The 19802-nt window shown below is 61.4% G+C and carries 19 protein-coding genes; 10 read left to right on the forward strand and 9 right to left on the reverse strand.

What is annotated here, in order from left to right; genetic code table 11:
• Nucleotides 1–3 precede the first annotated feature (3 nt).
• From surE to STHERM_RS06280, 3 genes are all read right to left on the reverse strand, one after another.
• A complete protein-coding gene (gene surE / locus STHERM_RS06270) occupies nt 4–762 on the reverse strand; it encodes a 5'/3'-nucleotidase SurE (RefSeq protein WP_013314047.1) in 759 nt (252 codons plus the stop codon).
• Entirely contained in the window at nt 762–1907 is a 1146-nt protein-coding gene (locus STHERM_RS06275) for a galactokinase (protein WP_013314048.1), read from the reverse strand. Before STHERM_RS06275 ends, surE begins: the two co-directional genes overlap by 1 nt.
• Nucleotides 1908–2093: 186 nt before the next feature.
• Entirely contained in the window at nt 2094–2798 is a 705-nt protein-coding gene (locus STHERM_RS06280) for a 5'-methylthioadenosine/adenosylhomocysteine nucleosidase (protein ID WP_013314049.1), read from the reverse strand.
• 140 nt (nt 2799–2938) lie between these two features.
• On the opposite strand from STHERM_RS06280, the gene STHERM_RS06285 reads away from it, so the two are divergent.
• Genes STHERM_RS06285 through STHERM_RS06300 form a run of 4 tightly spaced genes read left to right on the forward strand, consistent with a single transcriptional unit; the run spans nt 2939 to nt 5951 of the window.
• A complete protein-coding gene (locus STHERM_RS06285) occupies nt 2939–3913 on the forward strand; it encodes an amino acid--tRNA ligase-related protein (RefSeq protein ID WP_041623743.1) in 975 nt (324 codons plus the stop codon).
• A 36-nt stretch (nt 3914–3949) separates the two neighbouring features.
• Nucleotides 3950–4513, forward strand: a complete 564-nt coding sequence (gene efp, locus STHERM_RS06290; RefSeq protein ID WP_013314051.1) for an elongation factor P — start codon at nt 3950–3952, stop codon at nt 4511–4513.
• A 17-nt stretch (nt 4514–4530) separates the two neighbouring features.
• Nucleotides 4531–5487 (forward strand): cysteine synthase A, encoded by a 957-nt coding sequence (gene cysK / locus STHERM_RS06295; protein ID WP_013314052.1) that lies wholly within the window; start codon nt 4531–4533, stop codon nt 5485–5487.
• On the forward strand, nt 5484–5951 hold the full coding sequence (locus STHERM_RS06300) for an RrF2 family transcriptional regulator (protein ID WP_013314053.1): 468 nt from the start codon (nt 5484–5486) through the stop codon (nt 5949–5951). The genes cysK and STHERM_RS06300 overlap by 4 nt, the downstream gene beginning before the upstream one ends.
• A 62-nt stretch (nt 5952–6013) precedes the next feature.
• Here STHERM_RS06300 and STHERM_RS06305 read toward each other — a convergent pair whose 3' ends face one another.
• The 3 genes from STHERM_RS06305 to pyrF form a co-directional block, all read right to left on the reverse strand.
• Entirely contained in the window at nt 6014–7144 is a 1131-nt protein-coding gene (locus STHERM_RS06305) for an FIST signal transduction protein (RefSeq protein WP_013314054.1), read from the reverse strand.
• 91 nt (nt 7145–7235) lie between these two features.
• Nucleotides 7236–8393, reverse strand: coding sequence for a mechanosensitive ion channel family protein (locus STHERM_RS06310; protein ID WP_013314055.1), 1158 nt, complete (start codon nt 8391–8393; stop codon nt 7236–7238).
• The gene (pyrF, locus tag STHERM_RS12670; RefSeq protein ID WP_013314056.1) at nt 8393–9787 is read right to left on the reverse strand and encodes an orotidine-5'-phosphate decarboxylase; all 1395 of its coding nucleotides are present in this window, start codon (nt 9785–9787) and stop codon (nt 8393–8395) included. Before pyrF ends, STHERM_RS06310 begins: the two co-directional genes overlap by 1 nt.
• Nucleotides 9788–9939: 152 nt before the next feature.
• Between pyrF and STHERM_RS06320 the strand changes: the two genes are divergently transcribed.
• Nucleotides 9940–10836, forward strand: coding sequence for an alpha/beta fold hydrolase (locus STHERM_RS06320; protein WP_013314057.1), 897 nt, complete (start codon nt 9940–9942; stop codon nt 10834–10836).
• On the forward strand, nt 10817–11581 hold the full coding sequence (locus STHERM_RS06325) for an SIR2 family NAD-dependent protein deacylase (protein ID WP_013314058.1): 765 nt from the start codon (nt 10817–10819) through the stop codon (nt 11579–11581). Before STHERM_RS06320 ends, STHERM_RS06325 begins: the two co-directional genes overlap by 20 nt.
• Before the next feature lie 62 nt (nt 11582–11643).
• On the opposite strand, the gene STHERM_RS06330 is transcribed toward STHERM_RS06325, so the two are convergent.
• Both STHERM_RS06330 and STHERM_RS06335 read right to left on the reverse strand, forming a co-directional pair.
• Nucleotides 11644–12639, reverse strand: coding sequence for a CPBP family intramembrane glutamic endopeptidase (locus tag STHERM_RS06330; RefSeq protein WP_013314059.1), 996 nt, complete (start codon nt 12637–12639; stop codon nt 11644–11646).
• Nucleotides 12636–13661 carry a hypothetical protein gene (locus tag STHERM_RS06335; RefSeq protein WP_013314060.1) on the reverse strand — a complete coding sequence of 342 codons (1026 nt, stop codon included), beginning with the start codon at nt 13659–13661 and terminating at the stop codon, nt 12636–12638. Before STHERM_RS06335 ends, STHERM_RS06330 begins: the two co-directional genes overlap by 4 nt.
• 120 nt (nt 13662–13781) lie before the next feature.
• Here STHERM_RS06335 and STHERM_RS06340 point away from each other — a divergent pair, with 120 nt between their 5' ends.
• Nucleotides 13782–15065, forward strand: a complete 1284-nt coding sequence (locus STHERM_RS06340; protein ID WP_013314061.1) for a glycosyltransferase family 4 protein — start codon at nt 13782–13784, stop codon at nt 15063–15065.
• Here STHERM_RS06340 and STHERM_RS06345 read toward each other — a convergent pair.
• On the reverse strand, nt 15040–16803 hold the full coding sequence (locus STHERM_RS06345) for a sugar phosphorylase (RefSeq protein ID WP_013314062.1): 1764 nt from the start codon (nt 16801–16803) through the stop codon (nt 15040–15042). The genes STHERM_RS06340 and STHERM_RS06345 overlap by 26 nt on opposite strands.
• A gap of 287 nt (nt 16804–17090) precedes the next feature.
• Between STHERM_RS06345 and STHERM_RS06350 the strand changes: the two genes are divergently transcribed.
• The 3 genes from STHERM_RS06350 to rsxC all read left to right on the forward strand — a co-directional run bounded on the left by STHERM_RS06350 (nt 17091) and on the right by rsxC (nt 19800).
• Nucleotides 17091–17522: a SoxR reducing system RseC family protein gene (locus STHERM_RS06350; protein WP_013314063.1), complete on the forward strand. Its 432-nt coding sequence runs from the start codon at nt 17091–17093 to the stop codon at nt 17520–17522.
• A 10-nt stretch (nt 17523–17532) separates the two neighbouring features.
• A complete protein-coding gene (locus STHERM_RS06355) occupies nt 17533–18402 on the forward strand; it encodes an RnfABCDGE type electron transport complex subunit B (RefSeq protein WP_013314064.1) in 870 nt (289 codons plus the stop codon).
• A 63-nt stretch (nt 18403–18465) separates the two neighbouring features.
• On the forward strand, nt 18466–19800 hold the full coding sequence (gene rsxC / locus STHERM_RS06360; RefSeq protein WP_013314065.1) for an electron transport complex subunit RsxC: 1335 nt from the start codon (nt 18466–18468) through the stop codon (nt 19798–19800).
• The last annotated feature ends 2 nt before the right edge of the window (nt 19801–19802 follow it).

The following is a 19802-nucleotide window of genomic DNA, read 5'->3' on the forward strand; positions in this document are numbered from 1 at the left end:
GCGTCACTCCCCCAATCGCGCCTGAAGGGACATCAGGCTCCTGTGACATACAGGATGCACCAGAACAGGGGAAATGGAAATCCCCCCCTCGTCCACCACGCTGCAATCCAGCGGCATATCCTCTTCGAAACCGCAGCCGGGGGCTTCCGAGACGTGCACCGCGGTACCGTAGACGATGAAGTAACGGGAACCGTCCAGTCCTTCGAACCGTTGCACCGAGTCCGAGTATACCCTCCGTGCAGGTCGGGTGACCACCACGCGGGGGGACCGGGACTGGAGGTTGGGGGCGTTGATATTGAAAAAGAGATCCGGTTCCCAGGCATCGACCAGGCGCTCCAGGGCCTCGCGTATGTAGAGCGCGAGCGGCTCGAACGCATAGGGCGGAGCGTCCGCAAGAGAGACCGCGAGTGCCGGGAGGTCCATGAGGGCGGCCTGGCGGGCGGCGGCCGCGGTTCCCGAGTAGAGGATGTCGGTTCCAAGGTTCGGGCCGGGGTTGATGCCGGAGACCACCACATCCGGCCTGGTCTCAGGGCTCATGCAGGCGACCACCACGCAGTCGGCCGGAAACCCCCCACACGTGTATATCCCGGGGGCGCGTTCCCTCACCCGGATGGGTGTCCTGAGGGTGATGGTCTGGGATGTGCCGCTCATCTCCTGCTCAGGGGCCATCACCACCACTTCATAACGATCCTTCAGGGCCTCATGGAGGGCCCACAACCCCGGGCTCTCGATCCCGTCGTCGTTCGTGAGGAGTACCCGCATCAGGAGATCACCTCTACGCCATCGGAGGGTCTGCACTCATACACGTCGGCCGTGAAACCGAAGATCCGTTCGTACTCTTCCACCCTCTCCCGATAGAGGGAGACGGCCCGCTCCTCCAGGAACGTCACGATGCACCCACGGAGCCCCGTCCCCACGAGTCGCGAACCGTATACATCGGGCACCTCGAAACAGCGTTTGGCGATCCAGTCGAACTCCGGGCAGGAGACCTCATAGTTGTCCCTGAGGCTCTCGTGCGAGCGGGAGAGCACCCTCCCGAAGAGCACCTTGTCTCTCCTCTGAAGCGCATGCCGGGCCTCCTCCACCCTGAGGAACTCCTCCACCACGTGGAGGGCCTTCCGCCTCACGTGCTCGGGGATGCGACCCATGGAAGATCTGAGCTCCTCCACCGAAAAGTCGCGGAGGGAGCGACGCCCCTGTTCCCGGAGGAAGTCTGTGAGAAACTCTTCGAACTCCTCGTCCATTCCCCCGTACTCCTCGGTGAGGATATGCTCGGGCACATTCGCATCCGTCAGGAGAAACGTCGTCCCCGGGAAGCCCAAAGGCAGCACCTCGGTCTCCCAGGTTCGGGTATCCACCATCACCACATGATCCCTCTTCGCGTGGAACATGGTGAGGAAATCCACGCGTCTGGGCACGGTGCCGAGATACTCCTCCTCTCCCGCCTGGATGAGATCGATGAGCTGCGCCTCGGAGATGTGCACCCCGCTCAAGGTCGCGAGAGCCACCGCAAAGGCCAGTTCCATGGCGCTCGAGGAAGCCAGACCGATCTGGGGTTTCACCGTGGAATAGATGGTCACCTCGAGGCCGTGCGGGGGAGCCCCCCAGTCCAGAAGCTGCGCATAGAAGCCCTTGAGATAGTTCGCCCACCGGTCCTCTTTTCGATATTTGAGGTTGGGTATGCTCGTCTTCTTCCTCTCTCGGAGGGAGGCGGAGTAGAACCTGAGGGAGGAGTCCTTTCTCCTCGAGATAGCCACATCCACCCGGTGGGAGGCGGCGAACTGGATGGCCCGGCCCTCGTGTTCCTCGGTATGTTCACCGAGGAGACTCACCACACCGGGAGCCGAGACCGCTATCTCTGGGAGGACTCCATATTCCTCTCTATGGAGCTCCCGGATATCAGACATGCCCACGTCCTCCTGGTACGCTTTTCCCCATATTACCCGAAAAAACGAATCTATTCAATAAAAAATCGTTATTCTTTTACAGTACAAGAGATTTCCAGGGGGAAACCAGATGGGGCGACCGTAGGCCACACTCTTCGCCACTAGGATCCTTGGGGCCCCTCGTTCCCCAATCCCAGAGACACCACCTCATTCCCCTCTCTCCCCGAGTCTATCGAGGAGAAAGACGAGGGCCTCCGCAAGATGGGAAGAAGCGCGGCCGAGGAAGGCCGAGAAGTCCGAAGGGGCATTGCCGTCCGCCCTGTCGGAGATGATCCTGAGGAGGAGGAAGGGGGTGCGGTTCACCGTACACACCAGCCCTACGCTCGCGCCCTCCATCTCCACCACATCCCCTTCGAGCTCCTCGATGAGGTAGGCCATCCGCCCCCTCTGCGCCCCTGCCACGAACTGATCCCCGGTGAGGACCCTCCCTTCCCACACCCTTCCCCACGAGGGCGCGAACCCCTGCATGAAGGCACGCAGACAGGGGTCTGCCTCCAGCACGTGGTAAGAGGTGAACGGGACCTTACCCCGAGGTATCCCCAGGGCCGTGGCGTCGAGATCGTGCTGCATGCAGTCACGAGAGACCACGAGATCCCCTATGTCGTAGGAGGGGTTGAGGGCTCCCCCTATGCCGGTGAAGATCACCGCCTGCGGGGTATATACCTCGAGCAGGTGCTGGCACACCATGGCGGCGAGGACCTTGCCGACCCCGCTCTTCGCCACCACGAGATCGAGGGACCGGTAACGCATCCGGTAGCTGGGGAACCCGTTCCAGTCCTCTTCGGAGATCACCTGAAAGACGTCCCGGTATGCGGCGATCTCCTCGTTCATCGCGCCGAGCACAAGATACATACTCACTCTCCCGCCGATACCATTCCTATACGATCACCTTCCGACCTGTCAACACAGTATACATGCCTCACCCCACCGGAACGAGACCTCCGCACCCTCACCCCTTCACCTCCCCCACTCCCCTGTGCTACAACACCCCCATGCGCTCTCTCCACATCGCCCGTATCCGCGCCCGCCTCCTCTCCGAGCTGCGCGCCTTCTTCCGCGCACACGACCACCTCGAAGTGGACACCCCTCACCTCGCCCCTTACCTCATCCCCGAGGCCCACATCCGCCCCTTCACCACCACCCACCACCCTCTCCACGGCACTCCCCGTACCCTCTCCCTCCTCCCCTCCCCCGAACTCTGGATGAAGCACCTCCTCGCCCAGGGATACGGCGACATCTTCCAGATCTCCCACGTCTTCCGGGACGCCGAACCCCCCTCCCCCCGGCACAGCCCCGAGTTCACCATGCTTGAGTGGTACACCACCGACTCAACCGCTGACGACCAGATCTCCCTCACCGAGGAGCTCTTCGCCACACTCGCCCACTCCCTCGACGCCCCCCACCTCTCCCCCCCCTTCCACCGCCTCACCATGGAGGAAGCCTTCACCCGCTACGCAGGCTTCTCCCTCGAGGCGCACCACACCCTCGAGGCCCTCGCCTCCCACGCCACGCGGCTCGGCCTGGATGTCTCCCCCCACGAGAGCGCCGAGGACCTCTTCCACCGCATCTTCCTCACCTTCGTGGAACCCCACCTCCCCGTCGACCGCCCCCTCGTCCTCACCCACTACCCCACCCTCGTCCCCACCCTCGCGCGCCCCATCCCCGACACACCCTGGCGCGAACGCTGGGAACTCTACGCAGGAGGGATGGAGCTCGCCAACTGCTATACCGAGGAGACCGACCCCGACCGGGTGGAACACTTCATGGAAGGCGAACTCACGAGGCGAGGCACCCCCACGCCGCCCCCTCCCCCCGACTTCCCCGCCACGTGTACACGGATCCCCCACCCCACGAGCGGCGTGGCCCTCGGCGTGGACAGACTCCTCATGTACATCACCGGCGAGAAGGACATAAGGGGGGTGATCTTTTTTCCATTGTCTGATAATATAGAAGCAATAGTGGACTAAAAACTTAATGATTATCGAACGGAGAAGCTGAAGGATATGATCAAGGCAGGAAGCATCGACAAAGGCATGTATCTCCTGTACAAAGGAGAGCCCTACTTCGTGGCCGAGCGGGAGTTCGTCAATCCCGGCAAAGGATCCGCATTCGTGCGGCTCAAACTCAAGCACGTGAAGTCCGGACTCGTGCTCAGAGAGACCATCAAGACGAATGACTCGGTGGAAGAGGCCAACATCGAGGAACGACGCGCCCAGTACCTCTACAGCGACGGCACATCCTTCCACTTCATGGACAACGAGACCTACGAGCAGTTCGAGATCCCCATGGAAGGACACGAAGAGAAGGGACACTACCTCAAGGAGGGCGAGGTGTACGACCTCGTCTTCTGGAACGGCGCCCCCCTCGACGTGAAGCTCCCTCCGAAGATGGTCCTGGTGGTCACCGAGGCCCCCGAGGCCCTGCGGGGAGACACGGTGAGCAACGTCACCAAGACCGTCACCTGTGAGACCGGACTCCAGGTGAAGGTGCCCATCTTCATCAAAGAAGGTGAGAAGATCCTCGTCAACACGGAGACCGGCGAGTACGTGGAGCGCGTGAACACCTGACCCAGGAAGGAGCGGCGGTGCCTGCAGGCAGCACTCGGAGAAGAAGAGCACGACGGAACCTCATCGAGGACATCACGGCCCTCACCGGCAACACCCCCCTCTATCGGCTCAGCCGGATCTCCGAAGAAGAAGGCAACACCCTCCTTGCGAAGCTCGAGTGGTACAACCCCACCGGTTCGGTGAAGGACCGGATGGTGGCCCATATCCTCGGCCAGGCCGCCTCCTCGGGCAGGATCAAACCGGGCGACACCATCATCGAACCCACGAGCGGAAACACCGGGGTGAGCCTCGCAGCCTTCGGAGCGGCCCGAGGCTACCGGGTCATACTCGTGATGCCCGACACCGCCCCGGTGGAACGGCGCCACATGCTCGCAGCCCTCGGCGCCCATCTCGAACTCACCCCCGCCGAGCAAGGGATGCGGGGGGCCATCGAGCGGGCCGAGGAGCTCGTACAGGAGATCCCCGACAGCTACATGCTCAGCCAGTTCATCAACCCCGGCAATCCGGAAGCCCACTACCAGACCACCGGTCCCGAGATCTGGTACGACACCGAAGGGCAGGTGGACATCCTGGTGGCCGGCATCGGTACAGGCGGCACCATCACCGGAGCGGGGCGCTTCCTCAAGAAAAAGAAACCCGAGTGCCGTGTGATCGGAGTGGAACCCGCCGAGTCCGCCGTGATACACGGCGGAGAACCGGGAAGACACGGCATCTCCGGAATCGGAGCGGGCTTCGTCCCCAAGACCCTTGATCTCAAGGTGGTGGACCAGGTGGTCACCGTGTCGAGCGAGGAGGCGAAGGAAGGGGCGAAACGCATCGCCCGCGTGGAAGGCCTCCTGGTGGGCATCTCCTCCGGGGCCGCGCTCATGGGCGCACTCGCATATCTCTCATCTGCGGACATCAAAGGCGCGCAGGTGGTCATCATATTCCCGGACAGCGGGATACCATACCTGAGCACGGGGTTGTACCGATGAGAATCACCACAAAAGGTCGATACGCCATCAGGGCGATGGTGAACCTCGCCCTGAGCACGGAATCCAAGCCCATACCCATCAAGAAGATCGCGGAAGAGGAGAGCATCTCTCCGGAGTTCCTCGAACAGATCTTCTTCAAACTGCGCAAGGCGGGCATCATCGATTCGGTGAGGGGACCGGGAGGAGGATTCTTGATCTCGCGACCTCTCGAGAGCATCACCATCAAGGACATCTTCGATGCAGTGGACGAAGGCCTCGGCATCACCCCCTGCACCGAGGAAGAAGGCAAGTCCGGGACCGAGCTCTGTGAGAAAGCCGAACGCTGCCTGCTCTACGAAGTCTGGAAAGAGACCGCCTCCCACCTCCGGCAGTACTTCGCCTCCATCACCCTCAAGGACCTCATCGACAAGGCCAAGAAGGGGATGTACGAGGCCATCGTCGAGGGCCAGGATTTTTCGATCTGAAAATAAAAAGAAGCGCACCCTCTAAGGCGCGCTTCTCCCTCTTTATCACCAGGAGATACTTTTTACATTATCACAATGGTGTCTGTCATGAGATTTCCATGTCGATTATCCACTCCTTCCTTAGTATACATACATCCTTCCTCCCCAAAGGTAGCAGCCCCTATGAAAGGTACTCCCTCCCCGATGCTCTCTCGATATTTCTGATTGATCTCCTGCACACTATCCAACACAGCCCCCACACAGCCACCACAGTAGATAAGAATTCCTCCCCGAGGAGTGCCCTTCCTTCGATGAAAGGAGACAGCTCGCTCATACACGTGTGAGGTCCTGTCTATCAGAGCTGTTTTAAATCCCTCCATAAGGACCACCTCATCCCCTTCTTGAAATTCAGTGAAACAGGAGAGAGCCCGGGACCCTTCAAATACCATGTGGGGATGGGAGAGGAGGTACTGAGGAATTCCTTTAAAATCCCCAATCACCCTTCCTAACGGCCGGAGCGTGGTAGCGCCCAACACGACACCCCCCTTCTCCAGGTACTCGCCAATGGCCCCCCCTGTCCACTCATTATAGACCTCGGCAGCAGGCCTTCCATCGATCTCATAGATCACCCGACCTTCACATCTTGTAACCCTTCCCCTCTTGTCTGAAGGGAAGTACCCCCCAAGAAAGCCACCGTAGATTTCACCCTTCTCATGCTTCATCGCCACAAGAAGGGCCCCGCTCTGGGTTGAGACGTCATTCAAGAACACTCTCCACTTTCCTGACACATCATCATCAGCAGCACTCCCCCCATAGATCGGGACGCCAGTCCCCAGTACATCCTCGACCCCTTCTATCACCCTCTCCTCAAATCCTGGAGTAGCGTGCATAAGGATGAGATCAGGCTTACTCACTTCACTCAACATCCGCTCTACCCCTTCCCGCACCTTCATTCTCGCATCATCTGGTCCGCACTCTACCAAGTATGGCACCACCTTCACCTCATCTCCCTTCTCCCAGAGAAGGGAATGTGCTCCCCGGAGAAAGCCTTCAGGCGTAAAGACCCCCTGAAAAGAGGTACACCCGAAGAGAGGAATACCATACTTCTTGGAGACTTGTGTGAGCTCATCCTGAGACACCTCTACTGTGGTGTAACAGAGTGCTGCCTTCCCCCCTTCCAATGCCTCGGAGGAAGTGAGTGGTACATACTTCATAGAACCCCCCAAAACAGTAATGTTTCTATGACACAGTATAGAACACAGGAGGAAGGAAGTCAAAAAAACTCACATCTTCTCTTTCTTCTCTCTATTCTTTGAGACTGGAAGACGCAATGTATCTGATGTAGACATCCCTCTGCGGATAGGGGATCTCGATCCCATGGGCCTTGAAGGCCTCCCAGATCGCGAAGTTGATCCAGCTTCTGGCAGGGTACTTTTCGTCGACGTTCGAGATCCAGGTGTAGAGAGTGAAGGTAATGCCGGAATCGTCGAACGAGTTGAGATAGACCACCGGCGGCCTGGACTTCACCCTGTAGGGACAGCGTTCCCCCACCTCGATGAGCACCTTCTCCACCAACCGCACGTCGCTCTTGTACGAGACCTGCACAGGGTTCCGCAGGACCACCCTTCGATCGTAGTGCGAGAAGTTGTAGACCGCCTCCTGGACGATCTTGGAGTTGGGGAGGATGATGCTCTCGTTGAAGAGGGTGTTCACCACCGTGGTGAGCATGCGTATCTCGTGTACAGTGCCCTCTATGTCACCCACCAGGATCCGATCCCCCTCTTTGATGGGCCGGGTGGAGATGATGATGAGCCCTGCGAAGAAGTTGGCCACCACCGACTGGAGCCCGAATCCGATTCCAAGGCCGAGCACCCCGAGAAGTACCATCAGCGAGGAAAGGTTGATCCCTATGAACGAGAGCCCTATGAGAGAAGTGAGCACGATCGTGAGGTAACGGGCCAGGTTCACCAGCGTGAATCGCCGCGAGGGGTCCATCCCCTTCACGCGTTGAAGGATGGAGTGCTCGAGCAACCGGCGCACCAGGTTGCCGCTCACCGAAGCTGCATAGAACACGGGGATGAGGAGGATCAGGGTGATGAGCGAAATGCGGGTGTCCCCCGTACTGTAGAGGGGCTCATTGAGTACCTCGTAGATCTTCCCCAAGTACTCACCGAGCCTCGTACCGAAGAGACCGAAGAGGAGGAAGAAGGCGAGCAGTCCGAAGACCACCCGGAGCGACCGCCGAGTCCAGCGGAGGATACGCGTCTTCGTCTCCTCCTTGAAGCTGCTCCTCTGGAGAAGCCCGGCAAAGACGAGGGTGAGTACCCTGTAGAGGAGCACCGCACCAACCAAAGGGAGGAGGAAGGAAAGGACCACGTCTCCTACAGTGAAGGGGAAGTCGAGTCCCCCGATGCTCAGCGGCTTCGAAAGGAACGTGATCAAGGCCTTCCACATCTCGTCCATCAGGTCTCCTCTACGAAGGCGCGCATCCTCTCCTCTTCCCCTTCGGTGATGAGCCCCATGGCCCTGCACACCGGGAGAAACTCGCGGATGTGGGCATAGGCGTGGAGGCGGATGCCGGCCTCTTCCATCTCCTTGTGTCCCCGCGCCCCGCGTTCCAGGAGCACCACGAGGTCTTCAACCACAAGGCCCGCATCCCGGAGTACCGTGGCCGCCTCGATCTTCGATCCTCCCGTGGTGATGAGATCGTCCACCAGAAGGACACGCTCACCGGGACGCCACTCTCCTTCCACCCTGTTGCCCGTTCCGTAGCCTTTGGCGTCGAGCCTCGGATAGATGAGTGGCTTCCCCAGATGGAGCGCGAGCCCCGCGGCGATGGGAAGCCCGGCCGTGGGGATCCCTGCGATACGCTCGAATTCGAGCCTTCGTGCGAGCGAGGCGTAGGCGCTGATCACCTTGGGGAAGAGCTCGGGGAACGAGGGGACACGGCGGAGATCCACATAGAACGGAGACCGCTTCCCCGACTTGAGGACGAAGTCGCCCACCTTGAAGCACCCGGCCTCAACCAGCCCCTTCAGCACCCGCTCCTTCAGCCCCTCACCCATCCGCCCACGACCCGCCGCCTGCGCACCCCGTATCTCCTCCACCACCCCCTTCGCCGCTTCTCCCGGATCCTCGGCCCGGGCGATCCCCCGCGCCACCACCACCAGCACCCCCAACCCCTCCGCATCCATCCCCGCCCGCACCGCATCCCCCGCACTCCCCCCCTGCGCCCCCACCCCCGGGGCGAGGAACCAGACATCCGGGTGCCGTTCACGCAGGAGGGAAAGGGCCTCCGGGTTGTTCCCCGCCACCACGAGCCCCACCTCCCCATCCCACCGCACCGCCTCCTCGGCCACCCTGAGGAAGAGCGGCTCTCCCGTCACCTCCAGTTCCTGGAACCGCCCGGCGGAAGGGTTGCTCGTCCGGCAGAGCACGAACACCCCCTTCCCCTCATAGGCGAGGAACGGACGTGCCGCATCCTCACCCATGTAGGGCGCGAGGGTCACCGCATCCACCCCCAGCCACTCGAAGGCCGCACGCGCGTACGCCTCGGCCGTGGCACCGATGTCGCCACGCTTCACATCCAGCACCACCAGGGCACTGGTCCGCTCGTGGATGAGTTCCACCGTATCCTTGAGCGCCCGCATCCCCTCAGTCCCCCACGCCTCGTAGAAGGCACTGTTCGGCTTGTAGGCCACTGCATAGGGGGCAGTCGCCTCCACGATGCGGCGATTCTCCCTCATGATGGCCTCGTAGGGGTCCTGCGTTCCCTCCGGAAGACGAGGATCGAGCCCCACACAGAGGAGGGATCGTTTTTGCCTTGCCCGCTCGGAAAGTGCCTCGAAAAATCCCACGGACGCGCTCCTTTTCAGTATACTCACAGTGTAATGCTTATAACACGGAGAGCATACCTGGTGCAATGAGGAATCGTTGCAACCCCGCGTTCCGCCTCGTTCCGGCGATGCTTGTGCTCATCGCCCTACTCTCCTGCAGAGGAGGTCCTGCCGTGTCCACACATCCCACACCAGTACACCCGGATCAACACTTCATACAGGTGGGGGAGTTGACCATCTCCTACTTCGACCTCAACCCCACCGCGAAAGGACTCCCCCTCCTCTTCATCCACGGGTACAACGGGAGCGGGTACGAAGCCATCCCCCTTGCCGCCGAGCTCCGTGAACACCGGATCATCGCCCCCGACTGGCCGGGCTCCGGCTACTCCTCCAAACCCACCGACCCCTCGTTCTACCGGGTCTCTTCCTACACCCCACTCTTCATCGAACTCATGGAACGCCTCGACATCCCCCGCTACCTCGTGATAGGCCACTCCCTGGGAGGGAGGCTCGCCTCACATCTGGCCGCCTCGGCACCCGATCGCATCCCCGCCCTCGTGCTCATAGGGCCCTACGGCTTCGCGGTCCAGGACGACAACTTCCTCTTCCTCCTCACGAGACTCGGCCCCCTCGTGGACCTGGGCTTTTCCTTCAACAGCCCTGCGATCGCCCGCACGAGCATCAAGCAGAACGCCTTCACCTCTCCCGAGGCGGTCCCCGAGGACTACCTCGAGTACGTCCTCTCCTCGCTCTTCGAGCAGGGGGGAAACGAAGCCCTCAAACTGGTCACCAAACACCTCATCCACGACGGATACCTCGAGGACGTCCTCCCCAGGATCACGCAGCCGGTGCTCCTCCTGTGGGGACGGGACGATAGGGTGATGCGGATCCACCATGCCCCGGAGTTTACGAGACGCCTCGGCCTCTGCTATTTTTATTCCATACCACATATGGGACACATGCCGCACATGGAAGCGCCCCATACCGTAGCCCGCCATATCGAGGACTTCCTCGAGCGGGTGGTGATCCCTTCCCGGGAAGAGGTGAGCCATGGATCGGGACATGACTGAGACCCTCCTCGAACGAGCGGTAGCCTTGATCAAGGCATCCTCCTACACCGTGGCCTTCACCGGTGCCGGCATCTCACACGAGAGCGGCGTGCCTACGTTCAGAGGCCCCGACGGACTCTGGTCACGTTACGACCCGAGGGTACTGGAGATAGACTTCTTCTTCCGCCATCCGAAGGAGAGCTGGGCGGCCATACGGGAGATGTTCTTCTCGGCGGACCATCCACCGGAGCCCAATCCGGCCCACCTCCTCCTCGCCCGCATGGAGGCACAAGGACTGCTCCATGCGGTGATCACCATGAACATCGACAACCTCCACCACCGGGCCGGATCCCGCAATGTGATAGAATACCACGGCAACACCCGGGAGGCGGTCTGCACCCTCTGCAGGAGGCGGTACACAGCCCGGGAAGTACTCGGGATGGAGGCACCCCCCACCTGTTCGTGCGGCGGTCTCATCAAACCGGACTTCGTCTTCTTCGGCGAGGCGATCCCTGCCGAGGCCTACACCAGAAGCGTGGATGAAGCCCGCAGGGCCCAGTGCCTCCTCGTCGTGGGGACCGCCGGAGTGGTGTATCCCGCTGCATCCATTCCCCACATTGCCGAGCGGGCCGGCGCCCACATCATAGAGATCAACCCGGAACCTTCGTCCTACACCGAGAGCATCACCGAGGTGTACCTCCCCTTGAAGGCGGCCGAGGCTGCCATCCTTCTCGCCCGCCATCTGGAGATCGATCTGGACCTCTAGCGGAGAAGCCGAAGCCCCGCGAGATCGTGAGCGCACGATCCCCAGCGGAGCGCAGGATCGATTCAGTCCGCTCCCACGGAGGAGCGTCCCTCTTCCCCTGTCGTAACACCTCCTTCGGGGGGCTCCGGGTCCTTCGCCGCGGACCGCCTCCGGGTCCTCCTCCACAACCAGGCCCCCATCCCCACCGAACACACCCCCGAGAGGAGGGCCGCCGGGAACCCGAACGACGGATCTCTACCGGACATCGGCCCCCCCAAGGGCAGGAGGCCGTTTTCAAGGAGGACGATGGTCATGTTGTAGGAGAAGTGAAGCACCCCCGAGGAGAGGATGGAGCCGGTGGCCGCATAGACGAGCCCGAGGGCAAGCCCCACCGCGAAGAGGGAGACCACCCCGAGGAAACTCCGGTGGAACAGGGAGAACACACCCGCCGAGATGAGCACCGACGCCCACAGAGGCATCCTTCGCTGGAGGGTGTGCTGGAAGAACCCTCGGAAGAGGAACTCCTCGCAAAAGGCGGGAGTGAGCCCCACGCTCACCGTGACGAGCACCCATTCGAGGGGACTCCCGGCCCGGTAGAGTTCCCTCGAGGCCTCGAACAATTCCTCGAGCCCGGGAAAGAGCAAGAGATTCCACGAGCTCAGGACCGAGGAGAGAGGGACCAGGAGAGGCCCCCAGAGAAAGGCGCCCACGGTCACTCCGAGATCGGCCTTTCCGTTCAGGACGTACTCCCACACATGAGGGGTGTACCATCGACGCACGAGGAGGGAGGCGAGCCCAACGAAGACTCCCCACTCCACTACGAGGGTGAGGACGAGGGAGGGGACCTTCACGGCTCTGTAGAACTCCCTGAGGAGAGAGAGAAAGTCCTCGTCCAGGAGGGAAGGACTCTCCACCCTCTTCCCCACGAGGAAGAGGAAGAGTCCCACCACCTCGCCCACGAGCCCGCCTATCGCCAGGTACAGCCCCCCTGTGAGGAAGACGAGGATGAAGGCCCCCAACACCGGACTCTGCCCGGGACGTTCGAAGGTGCCGATAGGGGGTGCCCCTCTCTCGCTCACACGTCGCCCCCCTCGGGCGGCACGCCTGCCTCAGGTTCTACGACATCGGATGACGGGGCGTTCTTCCGCACCGAGAGATCCACGAAGAGGAGGGCGGTGAAGACAGGAGCGAGGATGTGGGAGCCGATGAGCTGGATCCCTTCCACCACCCAGACGCCCACCCACACCCAGGGGCTGCTGTAGAAGGAGAGCATCCTGGAGACGAGGTCCTCCAGGTTCGTCGGATCAGGTGAGAGGAGGATCCGAGAGAAGAGACTCAGGCTCAAGGGAGACTGTACGAGGAAACTCAGGAGAAGCCCCATGAAGCCCACGAGCAACCAGAAGAGGAGGAGATACCCGAAGACCCTCCACCACGACCCTGAGACGAGCTCGAGACTCCGACGTATACCGGCCCACGCGCCCCTGTCTTCGAAGATCACGGCATACGCCGCGAAGCTCACCGCCACCAAAAACCAGACGAGGAATACGTACCACGCCACCACGAGGAGGACGATGAGCACGGTGATGAGCACACTCCCCACCCTCCCATCGAGCAGAGAGGCGAGGAAACCACCCACGGCCCCCACGACGCCGAGACCGATGAGCGAGAGCAGTACCAACCCGGCCACGACGAGCCACTGGAGGAGGAGGCGTCCCAAGGCTCTGACCACCCCCTCGAGCGCACCCGGGAGGTTTCCCTCACCACGGTGGACGTGATCCCATGCGAGGAATCCCACCACGAGTGTACCCACCCACTGAACGAGCATCAACACCAGCTCCCAGACCCAGAGCCTCCCGAACCGGGCGAGGACCGCCTGCATGAGGTCGAGTCCCCGATTATAGTGTTGGGAGAGCTCCTCGCCCATGAAGACGAGAGTCCTCATGATCCCGGGAAGGACGCTCGCCGTACCCGCCAGGAACACCCCGGTGAAGCCCCAGAGGCATACCCATACCACCAGGAAGGGTCGCCACAACTCGCCTGTCACCCGGAACGTCGTACCGAGCATCTCGCCGAGACCGTACGTACGGACACGTTCTTCCATGGGTCACCTCCTTAAGCCCGTATACAAAGAGCGTAGGGAATCGAAGCGCTACTGTCAAGAAAAAGGGATACCGTTTGACTTTACCCCCCCGGTATCCAATACTGAATAGAAGGAGGAACCATGTCGCTGAGGATCGGATTCATCTCGTTCAGGATCTCAGGCACCGACGGGGTCTCACTCGAGACGAAAAAGTGGGCCGACGTGCTCACCCGCATGGGATTCGAGTGCTTCTTCATGGCGGGTCAGCTCGACACCCCCCCCGACCGCTCGTACGAAGTCCCCGAGGCACACTTCCAGACCCCCGATGCGAAGATGCTCTACTACCGGTGTTTCTACCAGCCGGTGAGAGATCCGGAGACCAGCCGGATAATCCACGAGAGGAGGGAAAGGCTCAAGGATCACCTCTACGAGTTCGTACGGAGGTTCTCCCTCGACCTCCTCATCCCCGAGAACGTGCTCGCCATACCCCTCAACATCCCCCTCGCCCTCGCCCTCACGGAGTTCATCGCCGAGACGGGGTTCAAGGTGCTCGCCCACCACCACGACTTCTACTGGGAACGCAAGCGGTTCCTCACCAACTGCGTGTGGGACTACATCAACTGGGCCTATCCCCCCCACCTCCCGAGCGTCCACCACGTGGTCATCAACAGCTCGGCCCAAAACCAGCTCGCCCTCCGCACCGGCATCTCCTCCACCCTCATCCCCAACGTGATGGAGTTCGAAGCCCCTCCCCCGCCTCTCGATGAGTGGGCGCAGGACGTGCGGGAGGCCCTTGGCATACGCGAGGACGAGCTCTTCATCCTCCAGCCCACGCGGGTGGTGCAGCGCAAGGGGATCGAGCACGCGATAGAGTTCACCGCCCGGCTCGGCCTGCCTGCAAAACTTGTGATCTCCCACGCCTCAGGGGACGAAGGCCACGAGTACGAACAGCGGGTGAGGGAATATGCCCAGCTCCTGGGCGTGAACGCGCTCTTCGTGAGCGACATCATAGGGGAGGAGCGCGGCTACACCCCCGACGGCAGGAAGATCTACTCACTCTACGACGTCTATCCCCACGCGGATCTGGTCACCTATCCTTCCATCTACGAGGGTTTCGGCAACGCCTTCCTCGAGGCCATCTACTTTAAAAAACCCATCCTCGTAAATAACTACTCAGTCTACAGTCACGACATACGGCCCAAGGGGTTCAAGTGCCTCGAGATGGACGAGTTCATCACCACCGACCTCATCGACACCGCTCGGGCACTGCTCAAGAGGCCCGACGTGATACAGGAATGGGTGGAGCACAACTACGAACTCGCGCGTCAGTACTACTCCTACAGCGTGCTCAAGACTAAGCTCATCTCGATCCTGGTGAGCCACTTCGGGTACAGCAACATCAGTCCCTGTCCCGATAGGGTGTGAGCCAGAGGACCTCGTAGCCGCCGAGCGAGATGGAGAAGCGGTCCTCGTCCTCTCGGTAGGGGACGAGGGTATCCCCGCTTGTGAGCTCGGTGAACAGGTGCACCTCCGGTGAGCTCGCAAATATCGACGAAGGGAAGACGCACTCCTGCTCGACGTGGCTCACATTGATGAGGCAAAGCACCTCCTCTGTTGCGTCATGGCTCCTCCTCATGAGGGCAAGCACGGTTTCGGGGGCATCCAGCACCTCCTGCGTCCCCCTGGGATCAAAGGCGCGACTCTTCCGTCGGGCGGCGAGCATATCGAGGTAGCCTTTGAAGACCATGCTCCTGAGGCTCTCGGGATCCTCGAGCTCGCGGAGTATCTCATCGTAGGAACACTTCTGTCGGTTGATGGTGCGGTTCATCCCGGTCTTCTCCACACCCTCACGCCAATTCTCCGACCCCAGGAGGCTGTGGACATAGATACCGGGCATCCCCACCAGGGAGAGCATCACGGCCTGACTCGCGAGGAACTTCCGGGCCCTGGTGGGGCGGTCGAGATGTGCCTCGCTTATGGCGCTCAGGTAGTTGATGTTGAGCTCGTAGGGCACCTCGCCCTCGGGTGTGCTCTTGTAGGAGATGAGGCCGCCTCTATCCTTCACCGCCTCGATCATCGAGTCGATGTGCTCGTCAGGGAGTATCCCCCGGGCGGGGAGCACCCCTATGCCGTCGTGCGAGGCGAGGAAGTTGAAGTAGCTCACCTTTCCGCCGTAGGTGTCGATGGTGCGGGCCCACTCCCTGAGGTAGGAGACATCCTTCCTGAGAAAGGCATCCAGGACGAGGGGAGGGAGGGCGAACTGATACACGAGATGGGCCTCGTCCATGTCCCCGAAGTAGGAGATGTTCTCCTCGTGGGGGACATTGGTCTCGGTGATGATGAGGACCCAGGGGCACACCTCCTCACAGATCGCCCTGAAGAGCTTCACCACGGCGTGGGTCTTGGGGTGGTGGATACAGGGGGTGCCGAGCTCCTTCCAGAGATAGGCGATAGCATCCAGGCGGATGATCTGGGCACCCTGAGAGACATAGAAGAGGAAGATGTCGATCATCTCGAGGAGGACCCGCGGGTTCGCATAGTTGAGGTCGACCTGATCCCGGCTGAAGGTGGTCCACACCAGTACCGGCCCCTTCGGACTCTCGAACTCGTGAACAAGGGGAAGGGCACGGGGTCTGAAGACCCCTGAGAGATCGGTGCCGGGCTCCACGGTGATGAAGAAGTCCTCGTACGCAGGATCGCCCTGGAGGAAGCGCCTGAACCACTCGCTCTTGGCAGAACAGTGGTTGAGTACGAGGTCCACCATGAGCCGGAACTCTCCGCTTATGCGGCGAACCTCCTCCCAGGTACCCCACTCGGGGTTCACCGTGCGGTAGTCGATCACCGAAAATCCGTCGTCCGAGGAATAGTGGAAGAAGGGGAGGATGTGGACTCCCTTCATCGTGCCGGAGAGGTACTCTCGAAGGAACTCTCCGAGGGTAGCGAGGGGGGCTTCCCCTTCTCTTCTGAACTGATCGCCATACGTGATGAGGACTGCATCGGTGTGATCGAGCGGAAGGCGGCCGGAGACATACTCCTCGTCAGGAGCGGGAAGACGGCTCCTCCACCTCTCGAGAAGGGCGCGAAGGTGCTCATAGGTGTCACGTCCCGTGTCAGGTCCATAGATGAACGAGAGGAGCTCTCTCATGCGATCGACAGGTTCCATAGATCCTCCTCATGCGCTTCTCTAATAAGAGACTTCTCTAATAAGAGACTATAGTAGGGTGAAACAGGTATCGCAAGTCGAACGGAATATGAAAATCTTCAATCTTTATAGATAAATGATTATTCATATACCCCTTTCTGCACTCTCACCTTCGTGATACAGGTTCGGGAGAGCCCTTCACGAGTGTCGATCTGGGAATAACGATGGCTTCTTGGATGTCTTTCTTGACAGACGCGGCCCAAAAAGGAGAGTATAGAGTATAAGAGTATACGAGAAAAGGAGCCGCTATGGCCACTGTGCAGAACATTTCACACGACGGTGTGGTGGTCGCTCGCGAAGAGAACCGCGTCCGCATCGTCATGCAACGCTCCACCCTCTGTTCCCACTGTGCGGCACGAGGCGCCTGCACCCTGGGAGATTCGCAGGAGCAGGAACTCCTCGTCACGACGGAGGAGCCGGTGGAGCCCGGCGAGCGGGTCCGCCTGGTCATAGAGGAGCGTCTGGGCTGGAAGGCCGTCCTTCTGGGCCTCGCCCTCCCTGCCCTCCTCCTTTTGGGAGGGATCTTCGTGTCCTTGGCTCTGGGGGCAACCGAGGTGGTCTCCGCGCTTGTGGGACTGGGGACCGTGGCTCTCTACTACGGGAGCCTCGCCCTCTTCCGCAGGAACCTCGAGCGAAGTTTCAGCGTGAGGGTGGAACGCATCTCTCATACCACACGATGAGGAGCATGCCGTGAGTATCATCGTCGCTTCTGTCGCCACGCTCGTGGTGATGGCCGCTGTGTTCGCACTGATCCTCTACTGGGCCTCACGGAGGTTCGCCGTGGAGGAGGACCCGCGCGTGGCTGCGGTGACCGAGCTGCTTCCGGGCATCAACTGCGGGGCCTGCGGTTTCCCCGGGTGTGCAGGCCTTGCCCAGGCCCTCGTGGAAGGCGCCGACCGGGGAGACACCTCGGGGCTCTTCTGCCCCCCCGGTGGAGAGGAGACCATGACGCGCATCGGCGCCTTCCTGGGCGTGGAGCTCGGAGGAAAGGATATCCCGGTGGCGGTGTTGCGCTGTGGGGGCTCATGCGAGGCGGCCCCTCCCAAGTTCATCTACGAGGGGACACGTACCTGCAGGATCGCCCACATGGCGTCCATGGGCGAAGGAGGCTGTCCGTACGGCTGCCTCCACTACGGGGACTGTGCAGAGGCGTGTCCCTTCGATGCCATCAGCATGGATCCCGTCACCGGCCTTCCGGTGGTGGACGAGGAGAAGTGTACGGCCTGCGGCGTGTGTGTGGAGGTGTGCCCCCGAAACCTCTTCGAGCTCACGCCGAGAGGCAAGCGTGGAAGACGGGTCTGGATCAACTGCCGGAACACGGAGAAGGGAGCCCTCGCACGGAAGAACTGTGCGGTCGCCTGCATCGGGTGCGGGAAGTGTGTGAAGGTGTGCGAGACGGTGACCCAGGCGATCACGCTCGAGCACAACCTCGCCTACATCGACCCCGTGAAGTGCATCGCCTGCGGAAAGTGTGTGGCCGAATGTCCTACAGGGGCCATCGCCGCCACCTTCACCCCGCCGGCGCTCAAGAAGAAACAGGAGGCCCTCCAGGACTCCTAGCACAATGCGCGGAAAGCGGGTGCACAGGGGTGCACCCACAACCTCTGGTCAAAGGGAGCTGCCGTGAAGTACGCAACGTTTCCGAAAGGGGGGATCCACCCCCATGAACACAAACAGACGGCCCACCTTCCCATCGAACACCTCCCCTTGCCCGAGCAGGTGGTGATCCCCCTGGGGCAGCACCTGGGCGCCCCGGCCCATCCTCTGGTGAAACGGGGTGACCGGGTAAAGGTCGGCACCCGCATCGGGGAGGCACAGGGCTTCATCTCGGCGCACGTACACTCGAGCGTCTCCGGGAAGGTGCTGAAGGTGGACGAGATCACCGACCTGAGCGGTTATCGGAGGCCTGCGGTCTTCATCCAGGTGGAAGGCGACGAGTGGGAAGAAGGGATCGACAGGTCGCCCGAGCTCGTGACCACCTGTGACCTCTCCCCGCAGGAGATCATCGAGCGTATCAAGGACGCCGGCATCGTGGGGATGGGAGGTGCGGGCTTCCCCACCCACGTGAAGCTCTCGATCCCCCCGGGGAAGGCGATCGATACCCTCATCATCAACGGGGTGGAGTGCGAACCCTACCTCACCGCCGACCACAGGCTCATGCTCGAGAAGACCGACGAGATCCTCGTGGGCATCGCGATCATCCGAAGAGCCCTGGGAGAACCGAGGGTCTTCATCGGGATAGAGGCCAACAAGCCGGATGCCATCAGGGTGATGAAGGAACGTGTAAAGGAGTGGGAGGGCCTGGAGGTCCGGCCCCTCAAGGTGAAGTATCCGCAGGGCGCCGAAAAGCAGCTGATCAAGGCACTCACCGGGAGGGAGGTGCCCTCCGGGAAGCTTCCCCTGGATGTGGGGTGCGTGGTGAGCAACGTAGGAACGGCCCACGCCGTATACCGGGCTGTCCAGAAGCAGATGCCGCTCGTGGAACGTGTGGTCACGGTGACCGGGAACGACATTTCCCGGCCGGGCAACTTCCTCGTACGGGTGGGGACCCAGGTGGAGTGGGTGCTCGACCAGGCAGGCGGCCTCCCCGAGGATGCGGGAAAGGTCGTGGCAGGCGGCCCCATGATGGGGAAGGCGCTCCCCAACCTCGAGGTGCCGGTGACCAAGACCACCTCCGGGATCCTCGTACTCCCGAGGAAGGATGTCGGGCCGCGCTCCGTGGAGCCGTGCATCCGGTGCGCGAAGTGCGTACAGGCCTGTCCCATGGGTCTCGAGCCCTACCTGCTCGAGCGCCTCTCGGCACGGGAACGCTGGGAAGAGGCCGAGGCACGGGGGATCGTCGACTGCGTGGAGTGCGGATCCTGCGCCTACATCTGTCCGGCATCGAGGCCGTTGCTCGACTACATCCGCTACGGCAAGACCACGGTGATGATGCTCAGAAAGAAGAGGAGTGCATGATG

This window comes from Spirochaeta thermophila DSM 6192, from assembly GCF_000147075.1.
GTDB lineage: Bacteria > Spirochaetota > Spirochaetia > Winmispirales > Winmispiraceae > Winmispira > Winmispira thermophila_A.

Bases quoted from the DNA above. Each gene is read 5' to 3' on its own strand.
- surE (WP_013314047.1), bottom strand. From the start codon at position 762: ATGCGGGTACTCCTCACGAACGACGACGGGATCGAGAGCCCGGGGTTG.
- STHERM_RS06275 (WP_013314048.1), bottom strand. From the start codon at position 1,907: ATGTCTGATATCCGGGAGCTCCATAGAGAGGAATATGGAGTCCTCCCA.
- STHERM_RS06280 (WP_013314049.1), bottom strand. From the start codon at position 2,798: ATGTATCTTGTGCTCGGCGCGATGAACGAGGAGATCGCCGCATACCGG.
- STHERM_RS06285 (WP_041623743.1), top strand. From the start codon at position 2,939: ATGCGCTCTCTCCACATCGCCCGTATCCGCGCCCGCCTCCTCTCCGAG.
- efp (WP_013314051.1), top strand. From the start codon at position 3,950: ATGATCAAGGCAGGAAGCATCGACAAAGGCATGTATCTCCTGTACAAA.
- STHERM_RS06300 (WP_013314053.1), top strand. From the start codon at position 5,484: ATGAGAATCACCACAAAAGGTCGATACGCCATCAGGGCGATGGTGAAC.
- STHERM_RS06305 (WP_013314054.1), bottom strand. From the start codon at position 7,144: ATGAAGTATGTACCACTCACTTCCTCCGAGGCATTGGAAGGGGGGAAG.
- STHERM_RS06310 (WP_013314055.1), bottom strand. From the start codon at position 8,393: ATGGACGAGATGTGGAAGGCCTTGATCACGTTCCTTTCGAAGCCGCTG.
- STHERM_RS06325 (WP_013314058.1), top strand. From the start codon at position 10,817: ATGGATCGGGACATGACTGAGACCCTCCTCGAACGAGCGGTAGCCTTG.
- STHERM_RS06335 (WP_013314060.1), bottom strand. From the start codon at position 13,661: ATGGAAGAACGTGTCCGTACGTACGGTCTCGGCGAGATGCTCGGTACG.
- STHERM_RS06340 (WP_013314061.1), top strand. From the start codon at position 13,782: ATGTCGCTGAGGATCGGATTCATCTCGTTCAGGATCTCAGGCACCGAC.
- STHERM_RS06345 (WP_013314062.1), bottom strand. From the start codon at position 16,803: ATGGAACCTGTCGATCGCATGAGAGAGCTCCTCTCGTTCATCTATGGA.
- STHERM_RS06350 (WP_013314063.1), top strand. From the start codon at position 17,091: ATGGCCACTGTGCAGAACATTTCACACGACGGTGTGGTGGTCGCTCGC.